The organism is Luteimonas sp. S4-F44, from assembly GCF_022637415.1.
In the GTDB taxonomy this organism is placed as follows: domain Bacteria; phylum Pseudomonadota; class Gammaproteobacteria; order Xanthomonadales; family Xanthomonadaceae; genus Luteimonas.
The window spans coordinates 1,499,751-1,517,021 of the sequence record NZ_CP093340.1 but is presented as its reverse complement, the minus strand read 5'-3'; the positions used below and the strand labels follow the sequence as shown (position 1 = coordinate 1,517,021).

Annotated in this window: 10 protein-coding genes; 5 read left to right on the top strand and 5 right to left on the bottom strand. The window is 70.3% G+C overall.

Annotated elements, in window-relative coordinates:
• Positions 1 to 2 precede the first annotated feature (2 nt).
• The 4 genes from ligA to ugpC all read right to left on the bottom strand — a co-directional run bounded on the left by ligA (position 3) and on the right by ugpC (position 8,224).
• Positions 3 to 2,507 carry an NAD-dependent DNA ligase LigA gene (gene ligA / locus MNO14_RS06885; protein WP_241945956.1) on the bottom strand — a complete coding sequence of 835 codons (2,505 nt, stop codon included), beginning with the start codon at positions 2,505 to 2,507 and terminating at the stop codon, positions 3 to 5.
• Positions 2,508 to 2,657: 150 nt separating this feature from the next.
• Entirely contained in the window at positions 2,658 to 3,404 is a 747-nt protein-coding gene (zipA, locus tag MNO14_RS06880; protein ID WP_241945955.1) for a cell division protein ZipA, read from the bottom strand.
• Between the two features lie 13 nt (positions 3,405 to 3,417).
• Positions 3,418 to 6,930, bottom strand: a complete 3,513-nt coding sequence (gene smc / locus MNO14_RS06875; RefSeq protein ID WP_241945954.1) for a chromosome segregation protein SMC — start codon at positions 6,928 to 6,930, stop codon at positions 3,418 to 3,420.
• Positions 6,931 to 7,135: 205 nt separating this feature from the next.
• Positions 7,136 to 8,224 (bottom strand): sn-glycerol-3-phosphate ABC transporter ATP-binding protein UgpC, encoded by a 1,089-nt coding sequence (gene ugpC, locus MNO14_RS06870; RefSeq protein WP_241945953.1) that lies wholly within the window; start codon positions 8,222 to 8,224, stop codon positions 7,136 to 7,138.
• 268 nt (positions 8,225 to 8,492) lie between these two features.
• On the opposite strand from ugpC, the gene zwf reads away from it, so the two are divergent.
• From zwf to eda, 5 genes are all read left to right on the top strand, one after another.
• Positions 8,493 to 9,908, top strand: a complete 1,416-nt coding sequence (gene zwf / locus MNO14_RS06865; protein ID WP_241945952.1) for a glucose-6-phosphate dehydrogenase — start codon at positions 8,493 to 8,495, stop codon at positions 9,906 to 9,908.
• On the top strand, positions 9,905 to 10,906 hold the full coding sequence (glk, locus tag MNO14_RS06860; RefSeq protein WP_241945951.1) for a glucokinase: 1,002 nt from the start codon (positions 9,905 to 9,907) through the stop codon (positions 10,904 to 10,906). Before zwf ends, glk begins: the two co-directional genes overlap by 4 nt.
• Positions 10,903 to 11,655, top strand: coding sequence for a 6-phosphogluconolactonase (gene pgl / locus MNO14_RS06855; protein WP_241945950.1), 753 nt, complete (start codon positions 10,903 to 10,905; stop codon positions 11,653 to 11,655). Before glk ends, pgl begins: the two co-directional genes overlap by 4 nt.
• A gap of 73 nt (positions 11,656 to 11,728) precedes the next feature.
• Positions 11,729 to 13,645: a phosphogluconate dehydratase gene (edd, locus tag MNO14_RS06850; RefSeq protein ID WP_241945949.1), complete on the top strand. Its 1,917-nt coding sequence runs from the start codon at positions 11,729 to 11,731 to the stop codon at positions 13,643 to 13,645.
• Positions 13,646 to 13,667: 22 nt separating this feature from the next.
• Positions 13,668 to 14,321 carry a bifunctional 4-hydroxy-2-oxoglutarate aldolase/2-dehydro-3-deoxy-phosphogluconate aldolase gene (gene eda, locus MNO14_RS06845; RefSeq protein WP_241946284.1) on the top strand — a complete coding sequence of 218 codons (654 nt, stop codon included), beginning with the start codon at positions 13,668 to 13,670 and terminating at the stop codon, positions 14,319 to 14,321.
• 300 nt (positions 14,322 to 14,621) lie between these two features.
• Here the strand turns inward: eda and MNO14_RS06840 are convergent, their stop codons facing one another.
• On the bottom strand, positions 14,622 to 17,162 hold the full coding sequence (locus MNO14_RS06840; protein WP_241945948.1) for a hypothetical protein: 2,541 nt from the start codon (positions 17,160 to 17,162) through the stop codon (positions 14,622 to 14,624).
• Positions 17,163 to 17,271: the final 109 nt, after the last annotated feature.

Below are 17,271 nucleotides of genomic sequence, written 5' to 3'. Positions count from 1 at the left end.
CGTCACGCCTGCGCCTCGAGGAACGCCAGCAGCGCGGCCTCGTCCCAGATCTCGACGCCCAGCGCCTGGGCCTTGTCGAGCTTGGAGCCGGCCGCGTCGCCGGCAACCACCAGCGATGTCTTCTTCGATACGCTGCCGACGATCTTCGCGCCCAGCGCTTCGAGCTTCTCGCCGGCCTCGTCGCGGGTCATCGACGCCAGCGTGCCGGTCAGCACCACGCTCTTGCCGTCGAGCGGGCCACTGCTGCGCACCGCCCGCGCCGGGGCGGCGGCGAGCAAGCGTTGCATCGCCACGTCAGCGTCGATGAGCGCTTGGCGCGCCCGGTCGTCGGCCAGATACGCCGCAAGATTCGCAGCGCCCGCAGTGGACGCGCCCGCGCCGGCCCAGCCGCTTTCATTCGCGCGCAACAGCGCCGCGAGCGTGCCGTAGGTCTGCGCCAGGCGCTCGGCGCTCTTGCCGCCGAGTTTGTCGACCGGCAACGTCGCCAGCAGGTGCGTCAGGTCCAGCCGATCGCGCAGTTCGGCGGACGGCGCTGTCTCATCGGAGAAGCGCACCCCCGCCACGATCAGCGCATCGACCACCGCGACGTTGCCTGGCTGCTCGAAGAACGTCGCGATCGAGCGCGCGACCTCGCCGCCGATGTCGGGCAGCGCCTGCAGCAACACCGCGGGCGTGCTGCGGATGAAGTCGAGCGTGCCCAGCCACTGCGCCAGCGACTTCGCTGTCGTTTCGCCCAGGTGCGGGATGCCGAGCGCGAACAGGAAGCGCGCCAGCGTGGTGTGGCGGCTGGCGTCGATGCCGGCGACAAGGTTTTCAGCCCACTTGGTCGCGAGCTTGCCGCCGGCCTCGACGGCCAGATGCGCGCGCAGGAACGCGGCGTCTTTCCAGACCGGCGCCTCGTCGGCCAGGACGGCCACCCCTTCAGCATCAAGCACCAGCCCGCCTTTGCTGTCGGCGATCGCCTGCTGGAAGTCGGCGGCGGTCGCGGCGTCGAGCGCGGTCTTCATCCGCACGAGATCCGCGACCGTCAGCGCGTAGAGATCGGCCGGCGAATGCACGAACCCGAATTCGACCAGGGCCTCGGCCTGCTTGTCGCCCAGGCCCTCGATGTCGAGCGCGCGACGCGAGGCGAAGTGCCGCACGGCCTCCTTGCGCTGCGCCGGACACGTGAGTCCGCCGCTGCAGCGCCAGGCGATCGCGCCCTCTTCGCGTACCAACTCGGAGCCGCAGACCGGACACGCGGCCGGCATCGACCAGGGCACCGCATCGGCGGGGCGCTGCTCCTCGATCACGCGCACGATCTCGGGGATCACGTCGCCAGCGCGGCGCACGATCACCGTGTCGCCCTCGCGCACGTCGAGCCGCGCGATCTGGTCGGCGTTGTGCAGCGTCGCGTTGGTCACCGTGACCCCGGCGACCTGGACTGGCTCAAGCCGCGCGACCGGCGTGACCGCACCGGTCCGGCCGATCTGCACCTCAATCGCGCGCAGCAGCGTCGACTGCTCCTGCGCCGGGAATTTATGCGCCAGCGCCCAGCGCGGCGAGCGCGACACGAACCCCATCGCACGTTGCTGGTCGTAGTCGTCGAGTTTGTAGACCACCCCGTCGATGTCGTACGGCAGCGCGTCGCGCTGTGCACCGATGCGGCGGAAATAGGCGATCAGGCCTTCGAAGCCGGTCGCAGTCTCGACCTCGGGCGCGACCGGAAATCCGAACCCGCGCAGCAGCGCCAGCGTCTGCGAATGGGTCTCGGGCAGTTCCAGGCCGCGGACCTCGCCAACCGAATAGGCGAAAAACGCCAGCGGCCGGCGACGCGTGACCGCCGGATCAAGCTGGCGCAGCGAGCCGGCCGCACCATTGCGCGGGTTGGCCAGCAGCTTCTCGTTGCGCTCGAGCGCCTTCGCGTTCCAGTCGGCGAACGCCTTGCGCGGCATGTAGATCTCGCCGCGCACCTCCAGGACCGCAGGCGCGGGCGCGCCGTCGAGACGGAGCCGGAGCGGCACCGCACGCACCTGGCGCAGGTTCGCGGTGACGTTCTCGCCCGTGGCCCCGTCGCCGCGCGTCGCGCCCTGCACGAACACGCCGTCCTCGTAGCGCAGGCTGATCGCGAGGCCGTCGAGCTTGGGCTCGACCGAAAACACCGGTGCGGCGATGTCGAGCTTCTGCTCGATCCGCCGCTCGAAGTCGGCGACCTCGGAAAACCGCGTGCGGTCGTCGGCATCGTCGGGCACGCCCGCGGTCTCGAACGCATTGGCCAACGACAGCATCGGGATGGCGTGCTGGACTTCCGGAAAGCCACCGTCGGGGCGCGCGCCGACCGTGCGCGTGGGCGAATCCTCGCTGGCGAGCTCAGGATGCGCCGCTTCCAACGCCTCGAGCTCGCGCATCAACGCGTCGTAATCGGCGTCCGGGATCGATGGATCGTCGAGCACGTAATAGCGATGGTTGGCATCTTCGATGCGTGCACGCAGTTCGGCGACGCGCTCGGCGGGGGAAGGTCTGGACATGCGCAGATTGTAGGCGTCCAGCGCAACCCGACGCAGTGACGAAGGCGCCGTTAAGGGCGGCACCGCCCATGCAATGACCTGGTCCAGGCCGCGCGGCCCCGGTCGTAGGCGATCAGCGGTTCAATCCCCCGGATCGACATCCGCGCACGGTCACCAGCGCGGGCTGCGGGTCACCGGCGGCGCGTCGCGTTCGCGGTCCCAGGCGCGCAGTTCGTCGCGCAGGCCGGCGACGCGCTGGCGGCCCAGGGCGTTGCGCTGTTCGTCGAGCAACACGCCGTCGAGCAGTTCGGCCATGCGCTCGGCGGTCGGCAGCATCGTGTCCCAGGCATCGAGCGCACGGACCGGCGCCGGCAGGGTCAGGAAGAACGCGATCGCCGGCGTTTCCATGGTCTGGATCTCGGCCATCTCGAAACTGCCGGGGCTGCGGATGTTGGCGACGCTGAAGATCGGTCCGCGCTCGGGATGGCCGTCGACGAGGCGGTGGAATACGTTCATGTGCCCGTAGGTCAGGCCGGTCTTCTCGGCCGCGACCACGATGTCCGGCCCGCGCAGCACATTGCCCGCACGCGCGGCGATGTAGAGCGTGACGATCTTGTCGAAGTCGTCGGTGTTGCGCTTGCCCAGTTCGCTGTTGGGCGAGACGGTACCAACGGTGCGGTCGAGCAGATCCATCTCCGCCTGCACCACGTCGCCGTCGCCCGGCGCCTGCGCCGGGTCGCCCTCGCCCAGTTCGCGCTCGAGCTGCGCGCCGAGCGTCGGCTCGCGTCGTGCGTCCTCGGCAGGCGCGATGCGCCGTCCCTGTCCGCCGCGCGGGCGCGTCCCGAAGTACCAGATCGCCGCCATCAGCAGCGCGCCGGCGACGATGATTCCGATACGCAGCATCCACTCATCGGTCATTGGCGGTGTTCTCCTAGGCGGCGCCGGCCAGTCGCGTGGCTTCGGCAAGATCGACAGACACCAGGCGGCTGACGCCCGGCTCGCGCATGGTAACGCCACTGAGTTGGGATGCGGCTTCCATCGTCGCCTTGTTGTGGCTGACGAACAGGAACTGCACCTGCTCGCTCATCTCGCGGACCATCGCGGTGAAGCGGCCGACATTGGCCTCGTCGAGCGGCGCGTCGACCTCGTCGAGCAGGCAGAACGGCGCCGGATTGAGCTGGAAGATGGAGAACACCAGGGCCACGGCGGTCATCGCCTTCTCGCCGCCCGACAGCAGCGAGATGTTGGACACGCGCTTGCCGGGCGGACGGGCCATGATCGCCACGCCGGTGTCGAGCAGGTCGTCGCCGGTCAGCTCCAGGTAAGCGTGGCCGCCGCCGAACAGGCGCGGATACAGCGCCTGCACGCCGGCGTTGACCCGGTCGAAGGTGTCCTTGAACCGGCCGCGGGTCTCGCGGTCGATCTTGCGGATCGCCTCTTCCAGCGTGTCCAGTGCGCCGGTCAGATCGGCGTCCTGGGCGTCGAGGTATTCCTTGCGCTGCGCGGCCTCGGCATGCTCCGCGATCGCCGCTAGATTCACCGGCTCCAGGCGCCGCAGGCGCGCATCGAAGTCGGCGACCATCTTCTCCCAGTCCTTGGCATTGGCCGCGTCGTCGAGGCCGCCCAGCACGTCGTCGACGACGAAACCGGCCTCCACGACCTGGGCGGCGAGCTGGTCGGCAGCGATGACCAGTGCCTGCTGGTCGAGCCGGCGCTGCCCGATCGCCTCGCGCTGGGTCAGCGCCTGCGCGTCGCGCTGCTGGCGGACCTGCTCGTAGGTGCGCAGTTCGTTGTCGATACCTTCAACCGCCGAGCGCGCCTGCGCCAATGCCTGCTCGGTGCGCACGCGTTCCTCCAGTGCGACCTGGCGCTGGTCCTCGAGCGCCTCGACCGGCGAGTCGCCGCCGGCCAGCTGCGCCGACAGTTCGCCCAGGCGGTTGTCGAGCTGGCCGCGCTGGCCGCCCATGCGCGCCAACGCCTGGGTCAGCGAGGCGACCTGCGCGCGCTGCGACTCGAGCGTCAACGCGAGCGCATGCGCGGTATCGCGGGATTCGCGCGCGGCCGCGCGGGCGGCGTCCCGGGCCTCGGTCAGGCTGCGGCGCTCGGCTTCGAGCGCAGCACGCGCGGTCTCCAGGTCGCCCATGCTGCCGACCGCGTCCTCGAGCCGGGCGCGCGCTTCGCGTGCCTGCTGCGCGGCCTGGGCCAGGGTCTCGTCGAGTTGCGCGAGCTCGGCATCGATGCGCGCGATCCGGGTGCGCGCGGCCTCGACCCGGCCCTGCTGGCTCTGCACCTGGCCGGCGAGTTCGGACACACCGCGGTGCGCCAGGTACAGCGCGCGCTGCGCCTCTTCGCGCTGCTGTTCGGCGGCGAGCAAGCGGTCGCGGCCGCTGGCGAGGCCGCGCTCCAGTTCGTGTTCCTGGTCCTGCAGCGCGGCGATCTCCTCGCGCAGCGCCTGGATCTCGCGCTCGCGCAGCAGTGCGCCCTGCTTGGCCGCGCCCGAGCGCGACACCCGCACCCAGCCCGCGCCCAAGCGCTCGCCGCTGCGGGTGATGACCGAATCGTGTTCGCCCAGCCCGGCCTGCAGCGCGCGCGCCTGGTCCAGGGTGTCGGCGACATGCAGACGCGCGAGCAGCCGCCGGATCGCCAGCGGACCCTGCACCCGGGCCGCGAGCGAGGTCGGCGCGAACTGCGCCGACGCCTCGTCGGCGGCGACCAGCGCCAGGCGGCTCTCGCCCAGCTCGCCGAGCGCGTCGACCAGATCGGCGGGCACCCCGTCGCCGTCGACCAGCACGCCCTCGATCAGCTGGCCCAGCGCGCTCTCGACCGCGAACTCCCAGCCGGCCTCCACGCGCAGCCGCTCGCCCACGCGCGCGGCCGAATCGAGCCCGCGCTGGCGCAGCCATTCGACCGCCGCGCCCTGCTCCTGCCCGAGCGCCGCGTGCTGCAGCGTCTCCAGCGACGCCAGCCGGCCGCGGGCCTCCTGCGCGCGCTTGCGTACGCCCGACAGTTCCTCCTGCGCGACGCGCTGGGCGTCCTGCAGTTCGACGGCCGCCTCCTTGCGCGCCTCCAGCGACTCGCCGAGCGTGTCGAGGGCGGCCTTCTGATCTTCGTGGCGGAGCTGGATGTCCTCGAACGCCTCGTTCAGCGCATCGAGGTCGAGGCCATCGCGCTCGGCCTGCAATTGTTCGCGGCGGCGCCCGGCTTCCAGCGCCTGGCGGTCGAGATAGTCGACACGCGTACGCTCCACATCACCGGCACGCGCGGCCTCGCCCTGCTCGCGGTTGTGCGCCTCCCAGCGGGCCTGCCAGTCGGCGAGCGCGGTCTCGGCATCGCGCAGTGCGTCCTGGCGGATCGCGTCCTCGTCCTGCAGCTGCGCCAGTTGCGGTTCGGCCTCGGCGATGTGCTCGTGCAGGGTGTCGAGCCGCACCTGGTCCTGGTCGATATGCGCACCGATCTCGGCCAGCTGCGCCTGGGCCTCGTCACGCGCCTTGAGCAGCCGCGCCGACAGTTCGCGCTGGTGCTGGATCTGCTGCTCGATCCGCGCGAGCGCACCGCTGACTTCGTAGCTCTCGGCCTGGGCGCGGTTGAGCGCCTCGGCGGCCTCGTGGCGACGCTCGCGTCCGGTCTCGAGCTCGCGCTCGGCTTCGCGCTGCTCGGCGATCAGCTGCTCGAGCCGGGTTTCCTCCTGCGCCAGGCCCTCGCGCAGCGCGCGCAGGCGCGAATCGAGCGTGCGCCATTCCAGCGCCTTCCACTCGGCGTCGCGGATCCTGCGCTCAGCCTGGATCGCGGTGTATTGCTCGGCCTGACGGGCCTGGCGGGCCAGGTGCTGCAACTGCTTGCCGACCTCCTCGCGCAGGTCGCCCAGCCGCTCGAGGTTCTCGCGGGTATGCCGGATCCGGGTCTCGGTCTCCTTGCGGCGCTCCTTGTACTTGGAGATGCCGGCCGCTTCCTCGAGGTAGATGCGCAGGTCTTCGGGCTTGGCGTCGATGACCTGGCTGATCATGCCCTGCTCGATGATCGAGTAGCTGCGCGGGCCCAGGCCCGTGCCCAGGAACAGGTCGGTGATGTCGCGGCGGCGGCACTTGGTGCCGTTGAGGTAGTAGCCGCTCTGGCCATCGCGGCTGACGGTGCGCTTGACCGAGATCTCGTTGAACGCGGCAAACTCGCCGCTGATGGTGTGGTCGCTGTTGTCGAAGATCAGCTCGACCATCGCCTGGGACACCGGCTTGCGCGCGGTCGACCCGGCGAAGATCACGTCGGTCAGCGAATCGCCGCGCAGGCGGCTGGCCGAGGACTCGCCCATGACCCAGCGCACCGCGTCGATGATGTTGGACTTGCCGCAACCGTTCGGCCCGACCACGCCGGTCATGTTCGTCGGCAGGTGCAACGTGGTCGGGTCGACGAAGGACTTGAAACCGGCGAGCTTGATCGTGGACAGGCGCATGCGGGCGTCGGGGGCCTCGTGGCGCCGGCGGGCCGGCGCCGGATCGTGGAACGGCGGGGACGCACGCGGCCTCCGGGCCCGGCGATGCTGACGCACGACGGGCCGCGCGCCGCGCGCGCGCAAGCGGCCAGTATAGCCAGCGACCCGGGATCGCGCCGCCGGCCCGGCGCCGCGCTTGGGCCCGTTGGGTCGCGGGACGCCGCGATTAGGGCACCAGGCGGGCCCCGGTCTCGATGTCAAAGGCGTGCACGCGCCCGGCTGGGACCGACAGCGGCAGGGTCTCGCCCGGCACCGGCACCCGGTCGGGCGGCAGCCGGGCGATCAGCGCGCGATCGCCCAGGCGCAGATTCACGAAGACTTCGCTGCCCACCGCCTCGACCACCTCCACCACCGGCGCCAGGCCGGCTTCGGCGGCCTCGGCCGGCACCAGATGCTCGGGACGGATGCCCAGATCGACCTCGCGGCCGGCCCAGGCCGTCGGCAGCCCGGCCGCGCCCAGCGCCAGCACCGTGCCATCGGCCAGCGCCAGCCCCCAGCCGGCCTCGCCGTGCTGCAGACGGCCGCGCAGCACGTTCATCGCCGGACTGCCGAGGAAGGTCGCCACGAACAGGTTGGCGGGCTTTTCGTAAAGCGCCATCGGGGTGTCGATCTGCTGGATCTGCCCATCCTTGAGTACCACGATGCGCTGGCCCAGCGTCATCGCCTCGATCTGGTCGTGGGTGACGTAGATCATGGTGGTGCCCAGCGCGCGGTGCAGCCGCGCGATCTCCACGCGCATGCCGGCACGCAGCTTGGCGTCGAGATTGGACAACGGCTCGTCGAGCAGGAACACCTGCGGCTGGCGCACCAGCGCCCGGCCCAGCGCGACGCGCTGGCGCTGGCCACCCGACAGCTGCCCCGGCTTGCGGTCGAGCACCTTGTCGAGCTCCAGCACGCGGGCGGCCTCGGCCACGCGCGCGGCGATGTCGGCCTTGTCCTGGCCGCGCAGCTTCAGCCCGAAGGCGAGGTTCTCGGCCACGCTCATGTGCGGGTACAGCGCGTAGCTCTGGAACACCATCGCGATGTCGCGGTCCTTGGGCGCGACGTCGTTGACCACCCGATCGCCGATGGTCAGCGTGCCGCTGCTGATCGCCTCCAGGCCGGCGACCATCCGCAGCAGCGTGGACTTGCCGCAACCCGACGGCCCGACCAGCACCAGTAGTTCGCCGTCGGCGACTTCGAAACTGGCGCCCGCCACGCCCACGTACCCATTGGGATAGACCTTGCGTACCGCGTCGAACCGCACCTTCGCCATGGCGTCTCCCGCTGTCGGATGGATCGTGATTGGAGGCGTGTGAACGATGCCGCGGCCGGGCCGTGCATCGAGGACGCAATACGCTATTCTGGCATGTAATCGTTTACACGCCAGTCGGCGATCGCCTCAGCAACCGCGATCGCCGCCGCGCGCGCCGGCCGGTCCGTCGCCGCGCGGGCACGCGCGACGACGGGCATTGCGGTTCCGGGCGATTGCACGACACACTTCACGATTCCCCTTCCGTGAACACGAGGCGAACCAGGCGTCCATGCACGACACTCTGCTGCTGTTTGGCGCCACCGGCGATCTGGCGCAACGTTACCTGTTCCCGTCCCTGCTGCACCTGCTGCGCGACCGGCTGCTGCCGGCCGACTTCCGGGTCGTGGCGATCGCGCGCAGCGAGCACGACGACGAGAGCTTCCGCGGCTGGTTGCGCGAGCGCCTGGGCGACGACTACGAGGCCGCCACGCTGGACGAACTGCTGCGCCGGGTGCGCTACGTGCCCGCCGACCTGTCCGACCCCGCGGCCATGGCGCAGGCGCTCTCGCCGTTCGCCGACCGCCCGGCCGTCAGCTACCTTTCCACGCCGCCCAACCTCTTTGCCTCCGCCTGCCGCGGCCTGAAGGCCGCCGGCCTGCTCGAGCCGCCGTCGCGCCTGGTGCTCGAAAAGCCGATCGGTCACGACCTGGCCAGCGCCCGCGAGATCGACGCCACCCTCAAGGCCGCGCTCGACGAGTCGCGGATCTTCCGCATCGACCATTACCTGGGCAAGGCGCCGGTGCAGAACCTGCTGGCGCTGCGGCTGGGCAACACGCTGTTCGAGGCGGTCTGGGAACGGCGCTGGATCGAGTCGGTCGACATCATCGTCGCCGAGACCGCCGGTGTGGACGGCCGCGAGGGCTACTACGCCGACTACGGCGCGCTGCGCGACATGGTGCAGAACCACATGCTGCAGCTGCTCGCGCTGATCGCGATGGAGCCGCCGGCGGCGATGGACCCCGATTCGATCCGCGACGAGAAGCGCAAGGTGCTGCGCGCGCTGCGCCCCATGACCCCGTCGGCCGCCGACGCCGACAGCATCCGCGGCCGCTACCGCGACGGCGTGGTCGACGGCCGCGCGGTCAAGGGCTTCAATCACCGTGATGATGTCGAGACCTTCGTCGGCCTGCGTGCCTGGATCGACAACTGGCGCTGGGCCGGCGTTCCGTTCCGGCTGGTGACCGGCAAGCGCATGCCCTCGCGCACCACCGAGGTCGTGGTGACCTTCAAGCCGGTCACCCACTGGCTGTTCGGCGCCGACGAGCGCAAACGCGCCCGCGCCAACCAGTTGCGGGTGCGGCTGCAGCCCGAAGAGACCATCGAACTCGGCCTGATGGGCAGCCTGGCGGCTTCGGAATGGAGCGCCAACGAGCTGCAGCCGATGTCGCTGGACCTGGCGATGCTGCCGCCCAAGCGCCGCATCGCCTACGAGCGGTTGATGATCGACGCGCTCAAGGGCGACCAGACGCTGTTCGTGCGCGACGACGAGGTCGAGGCCCAGTGGCGCTGGATCGACAGCGTCAGCGACGCCTGGCGCCAGGCCGGCACGCCGGTCCATGACTATCCGGCCGGGTCGTGGGGACCGGCCGAGGCCGTGCCGTTCCTCCCGCGCACCCTGACCACGCACAACGGACGCAAGTCGTGACCGACGCTTCACTCGCCCTGCTCGCCGACATCGGCGGCACCAACGCGCGCTTCGCGCTGGCCGACACCGCCAGCGCCACGCCGCTGCAACTCGACACCGTGCAGGGCTTCGCGGTCGCTGATTTTCCCTCGCTGGCCGACGCCGCCCAGCACTACCTGCAGGCGATCGGCCACGTCGGCGATGCGCGCATCCGCTGCGGCGTCTTCGCCGTGGCCGGACGCGTGGACGGCGACGAGGCGCGCATCACCAATCACCCCTGGGTGATCTCGCGCCGGCGCACCCGCGAGCGCCTGGGGCTGGACGATGTCGAACTGGTCAACGACTTCGCCGCGCAGGCGATGGCGATCCCGCTGCTGCAGCCCGGCGACTACACCGCGATCGGCGGCGTGCAGTGGGCGGTGCCCGAGCGCGCCGACACGCCGTGCACCTACGCGGTCATCGGCCCGGGCACCGGGCTGGGCGTGGGTGGACTGGTGGTCCGCGACGGCCGCTACTATCCGCTCGAGACCGAAGGCGGCCACGTCAGCTTCCCGCCGGGCACGCCGGAAGAAACCCGCATCCTCGAACGGCTCAGCGCGCAGTTCGGGCGCGTGTCCAACGAGCGGCTGATCTGCGGGCCGGGGCTGGTCAACATCCACCACGCGCTCTGCGAGATCGCCGGGGTCGACCCGGGCCCGCTGCAGCCCTCCGACGTGACCACCCGCGCGCAGGCCGGCGACCCGCTGTGCGCACGCGCCGTCGATATCTTCTGCGCCGTGTTCGGCGCGATCGCCGGCGATCTGGTGCTGACGCTCGGCGCCTGGGACGGCGTGTTCCTGACCGGCGGTCTGGTGCCCAAGATGCTCGACTCGATCCGCCACTCGGGGTTCCGCCAGCGCTTCGAACACAAGGGCCGCTTTTCGCCGAATATGGGCCGCGTTCCGAGCCTGGCGGTGCTGCACCCGCACGCCGGCCTGCTCGGCGCGGCGGCGATCGCCGTGCGCAGAGCCGCACCGTGACCGGCGAGCACGCCGACGGCTTTGGCAACGTGGCCCGAATCGGTCACGATGGGCGCATGCACCTGCACGCCTACGACTCGGCCACCCAGTGGACCTGGGGCGCCGCGATCGCGATTTCCTCGGCGATCGCGCGCGACCTGCGCGAGCGGCCGCGTGCCCGTCTGCTGCTGTCGGGCGGCAAGACGCCCGGCCCGGTCTATGCCGCGCTGTCGAAGTCGCCGTTGCCGTGGGAAAACGTCGACGTCGCGCTGGTCGACGAGCGCTGGCTGCTGCCCGAAGACCCGGACAGCAATGCGCGCCTGGTGCGCGAAACGCTGATCCAGAACAAGGCGCAGCAGGCGCGGCTGGAGACGATCACGCGGGCCGGCCGCCCGTTCGACGAAGCGCTGTCGACCGCCAACCTGCATGCGCGCCAGCCGGCCGGCGTCGTGGTGCTGGGCATGGGCGACGACGGCCACACCGCGTCGCTGTTCCCCGGCATGCAGGACCTCGATGCCGCGTTATCGGCGACCACACCCTACGTCGGCGTCGATGCGACCGGTTGCCCGGGCGCCCAGCGCTGGGCCCGCCGCATCAGCCTCACGCCGGCCGGCCTGGCGCCGGCGCACACGCGGATCCTGTTGATCCGCGGCGAGCGTAAGCGCGCGCTGCTCGAGCAACTGTTGCGCAGTGACGACGTCCACGAGTATCCGGCGCGCATCGCCTTGACCGTGCCGGGCGCAGACTTGCACGTGCACTGGTGCCCGTGATCGACGACACCCGTGCGCCGCGTCCGCGCACCCGGGCGCCCCTTCCCTCCTTTCCATCTCATCGCCGCCGCCAATGAGCCTGCATCCCGTTCTGCATTCCGTCACCGAGCGCATCCGCAAACGCAGCGCCGCGTCGCGCCGCGCGTATCTGGACGGCATCGCGCGCATGCGCGACGACGGTCCGCTGCGCGGTCGCCTGAGCTGCGCGAACCTCGCCCACGGCTTTGCCGGGTGCGGGCCGACCGACAAGCTGCGCCTGCGCAACGAGCCGACGCCGAACCTGGGCATCATCACCGCCTACAACGACATGCTCTCGGCGCACCAGCCCTACGAGCCGTATCCGGAATTCATCCGCCAGACCGCGCGCGCGCTCGGCGCGACCGCGCAGGTCGCCGGCGGCGTGCCGGCGATGTGCGACGGCGTGACTCAGGGCCGTGCCGGCATGGAACTGTCGCTATTCTCGCGCGACGTCATCGCCCAGGCGACCGCAATCGGCCTGTCGCACGACATGTTCGACGCCAGCCTGTACTTAGGCATCTGCGACAAGATCGTGCCGGGCCTGCTCATCGGCGCCCTCGCCTACGGCCATCTGCCCGCAGTGTTCGTGCCGGGCGGACCGATGACCTCCGGCGTGCCGAACAAGACCAAGGCCGAGGTGCGCGAGCGCTACGCCGCCGGCGAGGCCACGCGCGCCGAACTGCTCGAGGTCGAGGCGCAGTCCTACCACTCGCCCGGCACCTGCACCTTCTACGGCACCGCGAACTCCAACCAGACCCTGCTCGAGGCGATGGGCGTGCAGTTGCCCAGCGCGGCGTTCATCAACCCGGGCACCCCGCTGCGCGATGCGTTCACCCGCGAAGCGGTCGCGCGCGCGCTGGCGATCACCGCGCTGGGCGAGGACTACCGACCGCTGGGCGAACTGATCGACGAGCGCGCCATCGTCAACGCGATCGCGATGCTGATGGCCACCGGCGGCTCGACCAACCACACGATCCACTGGATCGCGGTCGCGCGCGCGGCCGGCATCGTGTTGACCTGGGACGACATGGACGCGCTGTCGCAGATCGTGCCGCTGCTGGCACGGGTCTATCCCAACGGCGAGGCGGACGTAAACCGCTACCACGCCGCCGGCGGCAACGCCTTCGTGTTCCGCGAACTGCTCGACGCCGGGCTGATGCACGACGACATCCCGACCGTCGTCGCCGGCGGCATGCGCGCCTACTGCGACGACCCCAAGGTCGACGGCGACCGCCTGGTGTACACGCCGGGCATCGACTCCAGCGCCGACGACGCGGTGCTGCGTCCGGTCTCGGCGCCGTTCGAGGCCCATGGCGGCCTGCGCCTGCTGCGCGGCAATCTCGGGCGCGCGCTGATCAAGCTCTCGGCGGTCAAGCCGGAGTTCCGCATGATCGAGGCCCCGGCCGTCGTCGTCGATGCCCCGCAGGCGCTCAACCGCCTGCATGCGGCCGGCGCGCTACCGCGCGATTTCGTTGCGGTCGTGCGCTACCAGGGCCCGAAGGCCAACGGCATGCCCGAACTGCATTCGCTCGCGCCGCTGCTCGGCATGCTGCAGAACCAGGGCCGGCGGGTGGCGCTGGTCACCGACGGCCGCCTGTCGGGTGCGTCGGGCAAGATCCCCGCGGCGATCCACGTCACTCCCGAAGCCGCGCGGGGCGGCCCACTGGCCTACCTGCGCGAGGGCGACATCGTGCGCCTGGACGGCGAGGCCGGCATTCTCGAAGCGCTGGTCGATGCCGACGAGTGGCAGCGCCGCGAGGCCGCGCCCGACACCGCGCCGGCGCCGACCGACTTCGGGCGCAACCTGTTCGCCTTCAACCGCGCCAACGTCTCCCCGGCCGACCAGGGCGCGCTGTCGATCTCCTGCGGACCGCCCACGTTCCATGGCGCGGTATTGGACTACGACGCCGAGTACGATCTGGGCGCGGGCGGTGCCGCCGCCGATGCGCCGCATGCCGAAAAGGACAACTGAGCTCATGCCACACGTTTCCCCGATGTCCGACCGCCAGCAGCGCGCCGCCGACCTGCTGCGGGCTGCCGGCGTGCTGCCGGTGATCACCGTCGACACGCTCGACCAGGCGCGCGCGCTCGCCGACGCCCTGCTCGAAGGCGGCCTAACCACACTGGAACTGACCCTGCGCACGCCGATCGCGATCGACGCCCTGGCCATGCTCAAACGCGAGCGCCCAGAGATCGTCATCGGCGCCGGCACCGTGCTCAGTGCCGACAATATCCGCGCCTCGATCGACGCCGGCGCTGATTTCCTCGTCACGCCGGGCACGACCCCGCGTCTGGCCGAGGCCTTGGCGCAGGCCGCGGTGCCGGCGGTGCCCGGCGCCGCAACGCCGACCGAATTCCTCGCCCTGCGCGACCTGGGCTTCCGCAACTGCAAGCTGTTCCCGGCCAACGCGGTCGGCGGCCTGGCGATGCTCAAGGGCTTGGCCGGCCCGGTGCAGGACATGCGCTTCTGCCCGACCGGCGGCATTTCCGCCGCCAACGCTGCCGAGTTCCTGGCGCAGCCGAACGTGCTGTGCGTGGGCGGCTCGTGGATGCTCGACAAGGCGTGGCTGGCGGCCGGCGACTACGCGCGCGTGCGCGAGGCCTCGGCGCAGGCCGCGGCCATCGTGCGCGAGGCGCGCGCCGCCTGACGATCATTCGCCCTGACGTGGTGGCAGCGATGACGGCACCGAGATCGACCTGTCCTATGCGCACGCAATTCGGGGCGTGAACGACCTCGACGGCCTGCTCAAGCTTGCGCGCCATCGCAGCGATGACGCGACGCGCACCGCCGCCATCGACACGCTGTGGGTGCAGGTGCAGTACACGTACTGAGCGGTGGGGGCAACAACGCGCCCTCCGGATCCGATGCCCAGATGCGTCGGACACCGCTCCCTCAGCCGCTAAGACTGGCCCCCCCGGCCCGTTTCGCGACGTAGGCCGCGTCCGTATCAGCGCAGTTCGTCGGGCATCACGCCGTACTGGATTCCCAGTTCCAAGACGGCGTCGGACCGGTTGTCCGCATACAGCAATTCCAGCACCCGGACGCGATAATCGTGATTGTCGTTGGCCCGGAGCAGGTCCTCGGCCTTGCCGTAAATCTCGGAGTTCTTGCCGCTGCGAATGCCCGCGTAATCGCCCTCAGCAATCTCGGCCGGTGTCTTAGAAGAGCCGTCGGGCCGCGTCGCCGACGTTTCCTGACTGCGCGCATAGGCGTGCGCGTCCGGGAAGTTCTGTTCGAGGAACTGACGGGCCAACAGTCCAACGTCGACGCCTGCCTGCGGTTTCTCGCCGAACTCGCGCATGAGCGCAAGCATTGCCTGCGGATCTTCGGCATGCATCCGCTTGAACAACTCGACGGCCTGATCTCCCTGCAACCCGTAACCGTCGGCAACCGACTTGAACACATATGGCGCGTAGGCAAGCGCAGGATCGGATGCCAACATTGCCTGCCACTGCTCTCCTGAGATACCGAGTCCAGCCGCAACGTTGTTCATCGCCTCGCCACTGCCGAGCATCGACTCGATCATGTCAGCATCCATGCCCGTGGCTTCGAGATAGCCACGCAGTTCCTCGCGCGTCTGATGCTTGTCGATCGCGTCGCCGATGCCGCCGCCGATCGCCGAAATCACCGCCCCGATACCGCTGACGATCGCGCCGGCAGCCGTACCCGGCCCGGGCACCACGGCCACGGCGCTGCCGAGCATGCCGAAGACATCGCCCATTGCGGCAACTGCATAGCCTACGTTGCCGCCGTCGGAGGTCTTCTGCAGATTGATTGCCATCGACGTTGCGCTCGCGATCACGCCGAGCCCGGGTGCGATCTTTGCAGCGAACGCGCCGAAACGCGCAGCATCATCGCCATACTGCGCCAAGCGTCCCGCGTCGGCGAAATGCTTGGACGCGCCCGCCAGCAAGTTAAGGCCACTTTCGCCCGCCGACGCGAAACCCTGCACCGCCTCAAGATACGCGCCTTCCTGCCCACTCTCCGCAGCTTTGATCGCCCCCATTACGACGCCGACACCCGACATCGCGCGCGCAAATGGCGATGCGTCGCCGAAGCCGTCGCCGAGTTTCTTCAGTGGATCGAAGTTACCAGCGGCAACCGCGTCCATCATTGCCATGCCGTCCTTGAAGCTGCTGATGCCGCCTTTGACGCCGTCAAATAGCCCCTTGGCATCCTTCAGTGGCGCAAAGGCGTCCTTCAGATCGGCGAGTGCTGCCTGCAGATTGCCATCATGCCGGGTGACGATCTCGACGGTCGCCGCGCTGGCGATCCGTTCGAAGAGCTCACCCTGCAGGGTATCGGTATGCGCCTCGAACGCCTCGGCCAGGGCCGAACCGGGCGTGCCCTGGATCTCGCCGAGCAGTTCAAGCGCGAACTTGCCGTGACCCGAATCGGCCAGACGGCCCAGGCTATCGACGAGCTGCTCGGCGACCTGAGGATCGCGTACCGCCGCTGCCATCAGAGTCTCGCGGTTGGCCTGGACATAGTTGACGAGTGCCTGGCCCGCCTCTGCTTCGGCCGCATAGACCTCTGCATGGCCCTCGGCTTCGCGGAACTTGTCAATGAACGCCGCCCGTTGTTCGCGGTCCAGCGGACCGGCGCGCAGCAGGTGCGTGGCGAGCTCCTCATCGAGCTTGTCGACCGCCTTCTTGGCGTCGTCGTAGTCCTTGCCCAGCGACTCGAGCTTCGTCGCCGCGTCGCTGCTCGCCTGTGTCCGCCCCACGTTGTCGATGCCCAGCCTGCCAGCAACATCGGCCCAGCCCGCGCTGTCGGCCGCGGCGTGCCGGATGCCGCCCTCGCTGAGCACACCACGTTCGACCGCGACGCCGAGCGCATGCGTCATGGCCTCGCGCGCGGCATCGCCGTCGGCACCGCCGAATGCGTAGCCGCCTCCAGAGTCGCGGCTGTAGAGCCCATGGAGGGGTGCGACAACCGATGCGAGCAGATCGGCATCGTCCGCAAGCCGGACCAGTTCGGCGAGATACGCAGGCTCTGTCGCGTGCTCACGCGCCAGCTCGGACAGTTGGTAGGGCCCGCTGATCGCGCCGGTATCGAGGCCCCCTGCCGAGAAATCGTCCTGCGCTCGCTGGCGCTGCTGCGCCTCGATCCGGGCGATGTCCATCGGCGGCAGCGCAGGGCCCGGGTCGAGCGCCGCAGGCGTAGTCCCGCCCGACGTCGCCTGATACGCCTCTCGAACATCGGCCGGCGCGCGCATGTCGACGGCCGACGCCACCGCGTCCTGCCCGAAGACGTCGTGCAGGCGTGTCAGGTTGCCGGCGTCGAGCCGGGTCGCCAACTCGTTCAGCAGCCCCTGCCGTTCGCTGGCCGGCAGCGCCTGTACGTCGCTGCGCAGCGTGTCGATCGCGGCGGCGTCCATGCCCGCGATGGTGGCATTGGCGGTGTCGCGGGACGCGCCCTGCAGCGTGTCCACGACGGGCGGCGGCGGTGGATCGAACGGACGTTGGGCTGAGACCTGGGCATTCATCGCGAACTCCGCAAGGACGAAGCCCGGATCTGGAACACAGGCCGGGCCTGGAGCACCGAGGTTAGCAACGACAAGTCCTCTCCCTCCACTGGGGGCGACCCTAGCGCGC

Excerpts from the sequence above, each read along its gene's own strand:
- ligA (WP_241945956.1), bottom strand. The coding sequence starts at position 2,507 with ATGTCCAGACCTTCCCCCGCCGAGCGCGTCGCCGAACTGCGTGCACGC.
- zipA (WP_241945955.1), bottom strand. The coding sequence starts at position 3,404 with ATGACCGATGAGTGGATGCTGCGTATCGGAATCATCGTCGCCGGCGCG.
- smc (WP_241945954.1), bottom strand. The coding sequence starts at position 6,930 with ATGCGCCTGTCCACGATCAAGCTCGCCGGTTTCAAGTCCTTCGTCGAC.
- ugpC (WP_241945953.1), bottom strand. The coding sequence starts at position 8,224 with ATGGCGAAGGTGCGGTTCGACGCGGTACGCAAGGTCTATCCCAATGGG.
- zwf (WP_241945952.1), top strand. The coding sequence starts at position 8,493 with ATGCACGACACTCTGCTGCTGTTTGGCGCCACCGGCGATCTGGCGCAA.
- edd (WP_241945949.1), top strand. The coding sequence starts at position 11,729 with ATGAGCCTGCATCCCGTTCTGCATTCCGTCACCGAGCGCATCCGCAAA.
- eda (WP_241946284.1), top strand. The coding sequence starts at position 13,668 with ATGTCCGACCGCCAGCAGCGCGCCGCCGACCTGCTGCGGGCTGCCGGC.
- MNO14_RS06840 (WP_241945948.1), bottom strand. The coding sequence starts at position 17,162 with ATGAATGCCCAGGTCTCAGCCCAACGTCCGTTCGATCCACCGCCGCCG.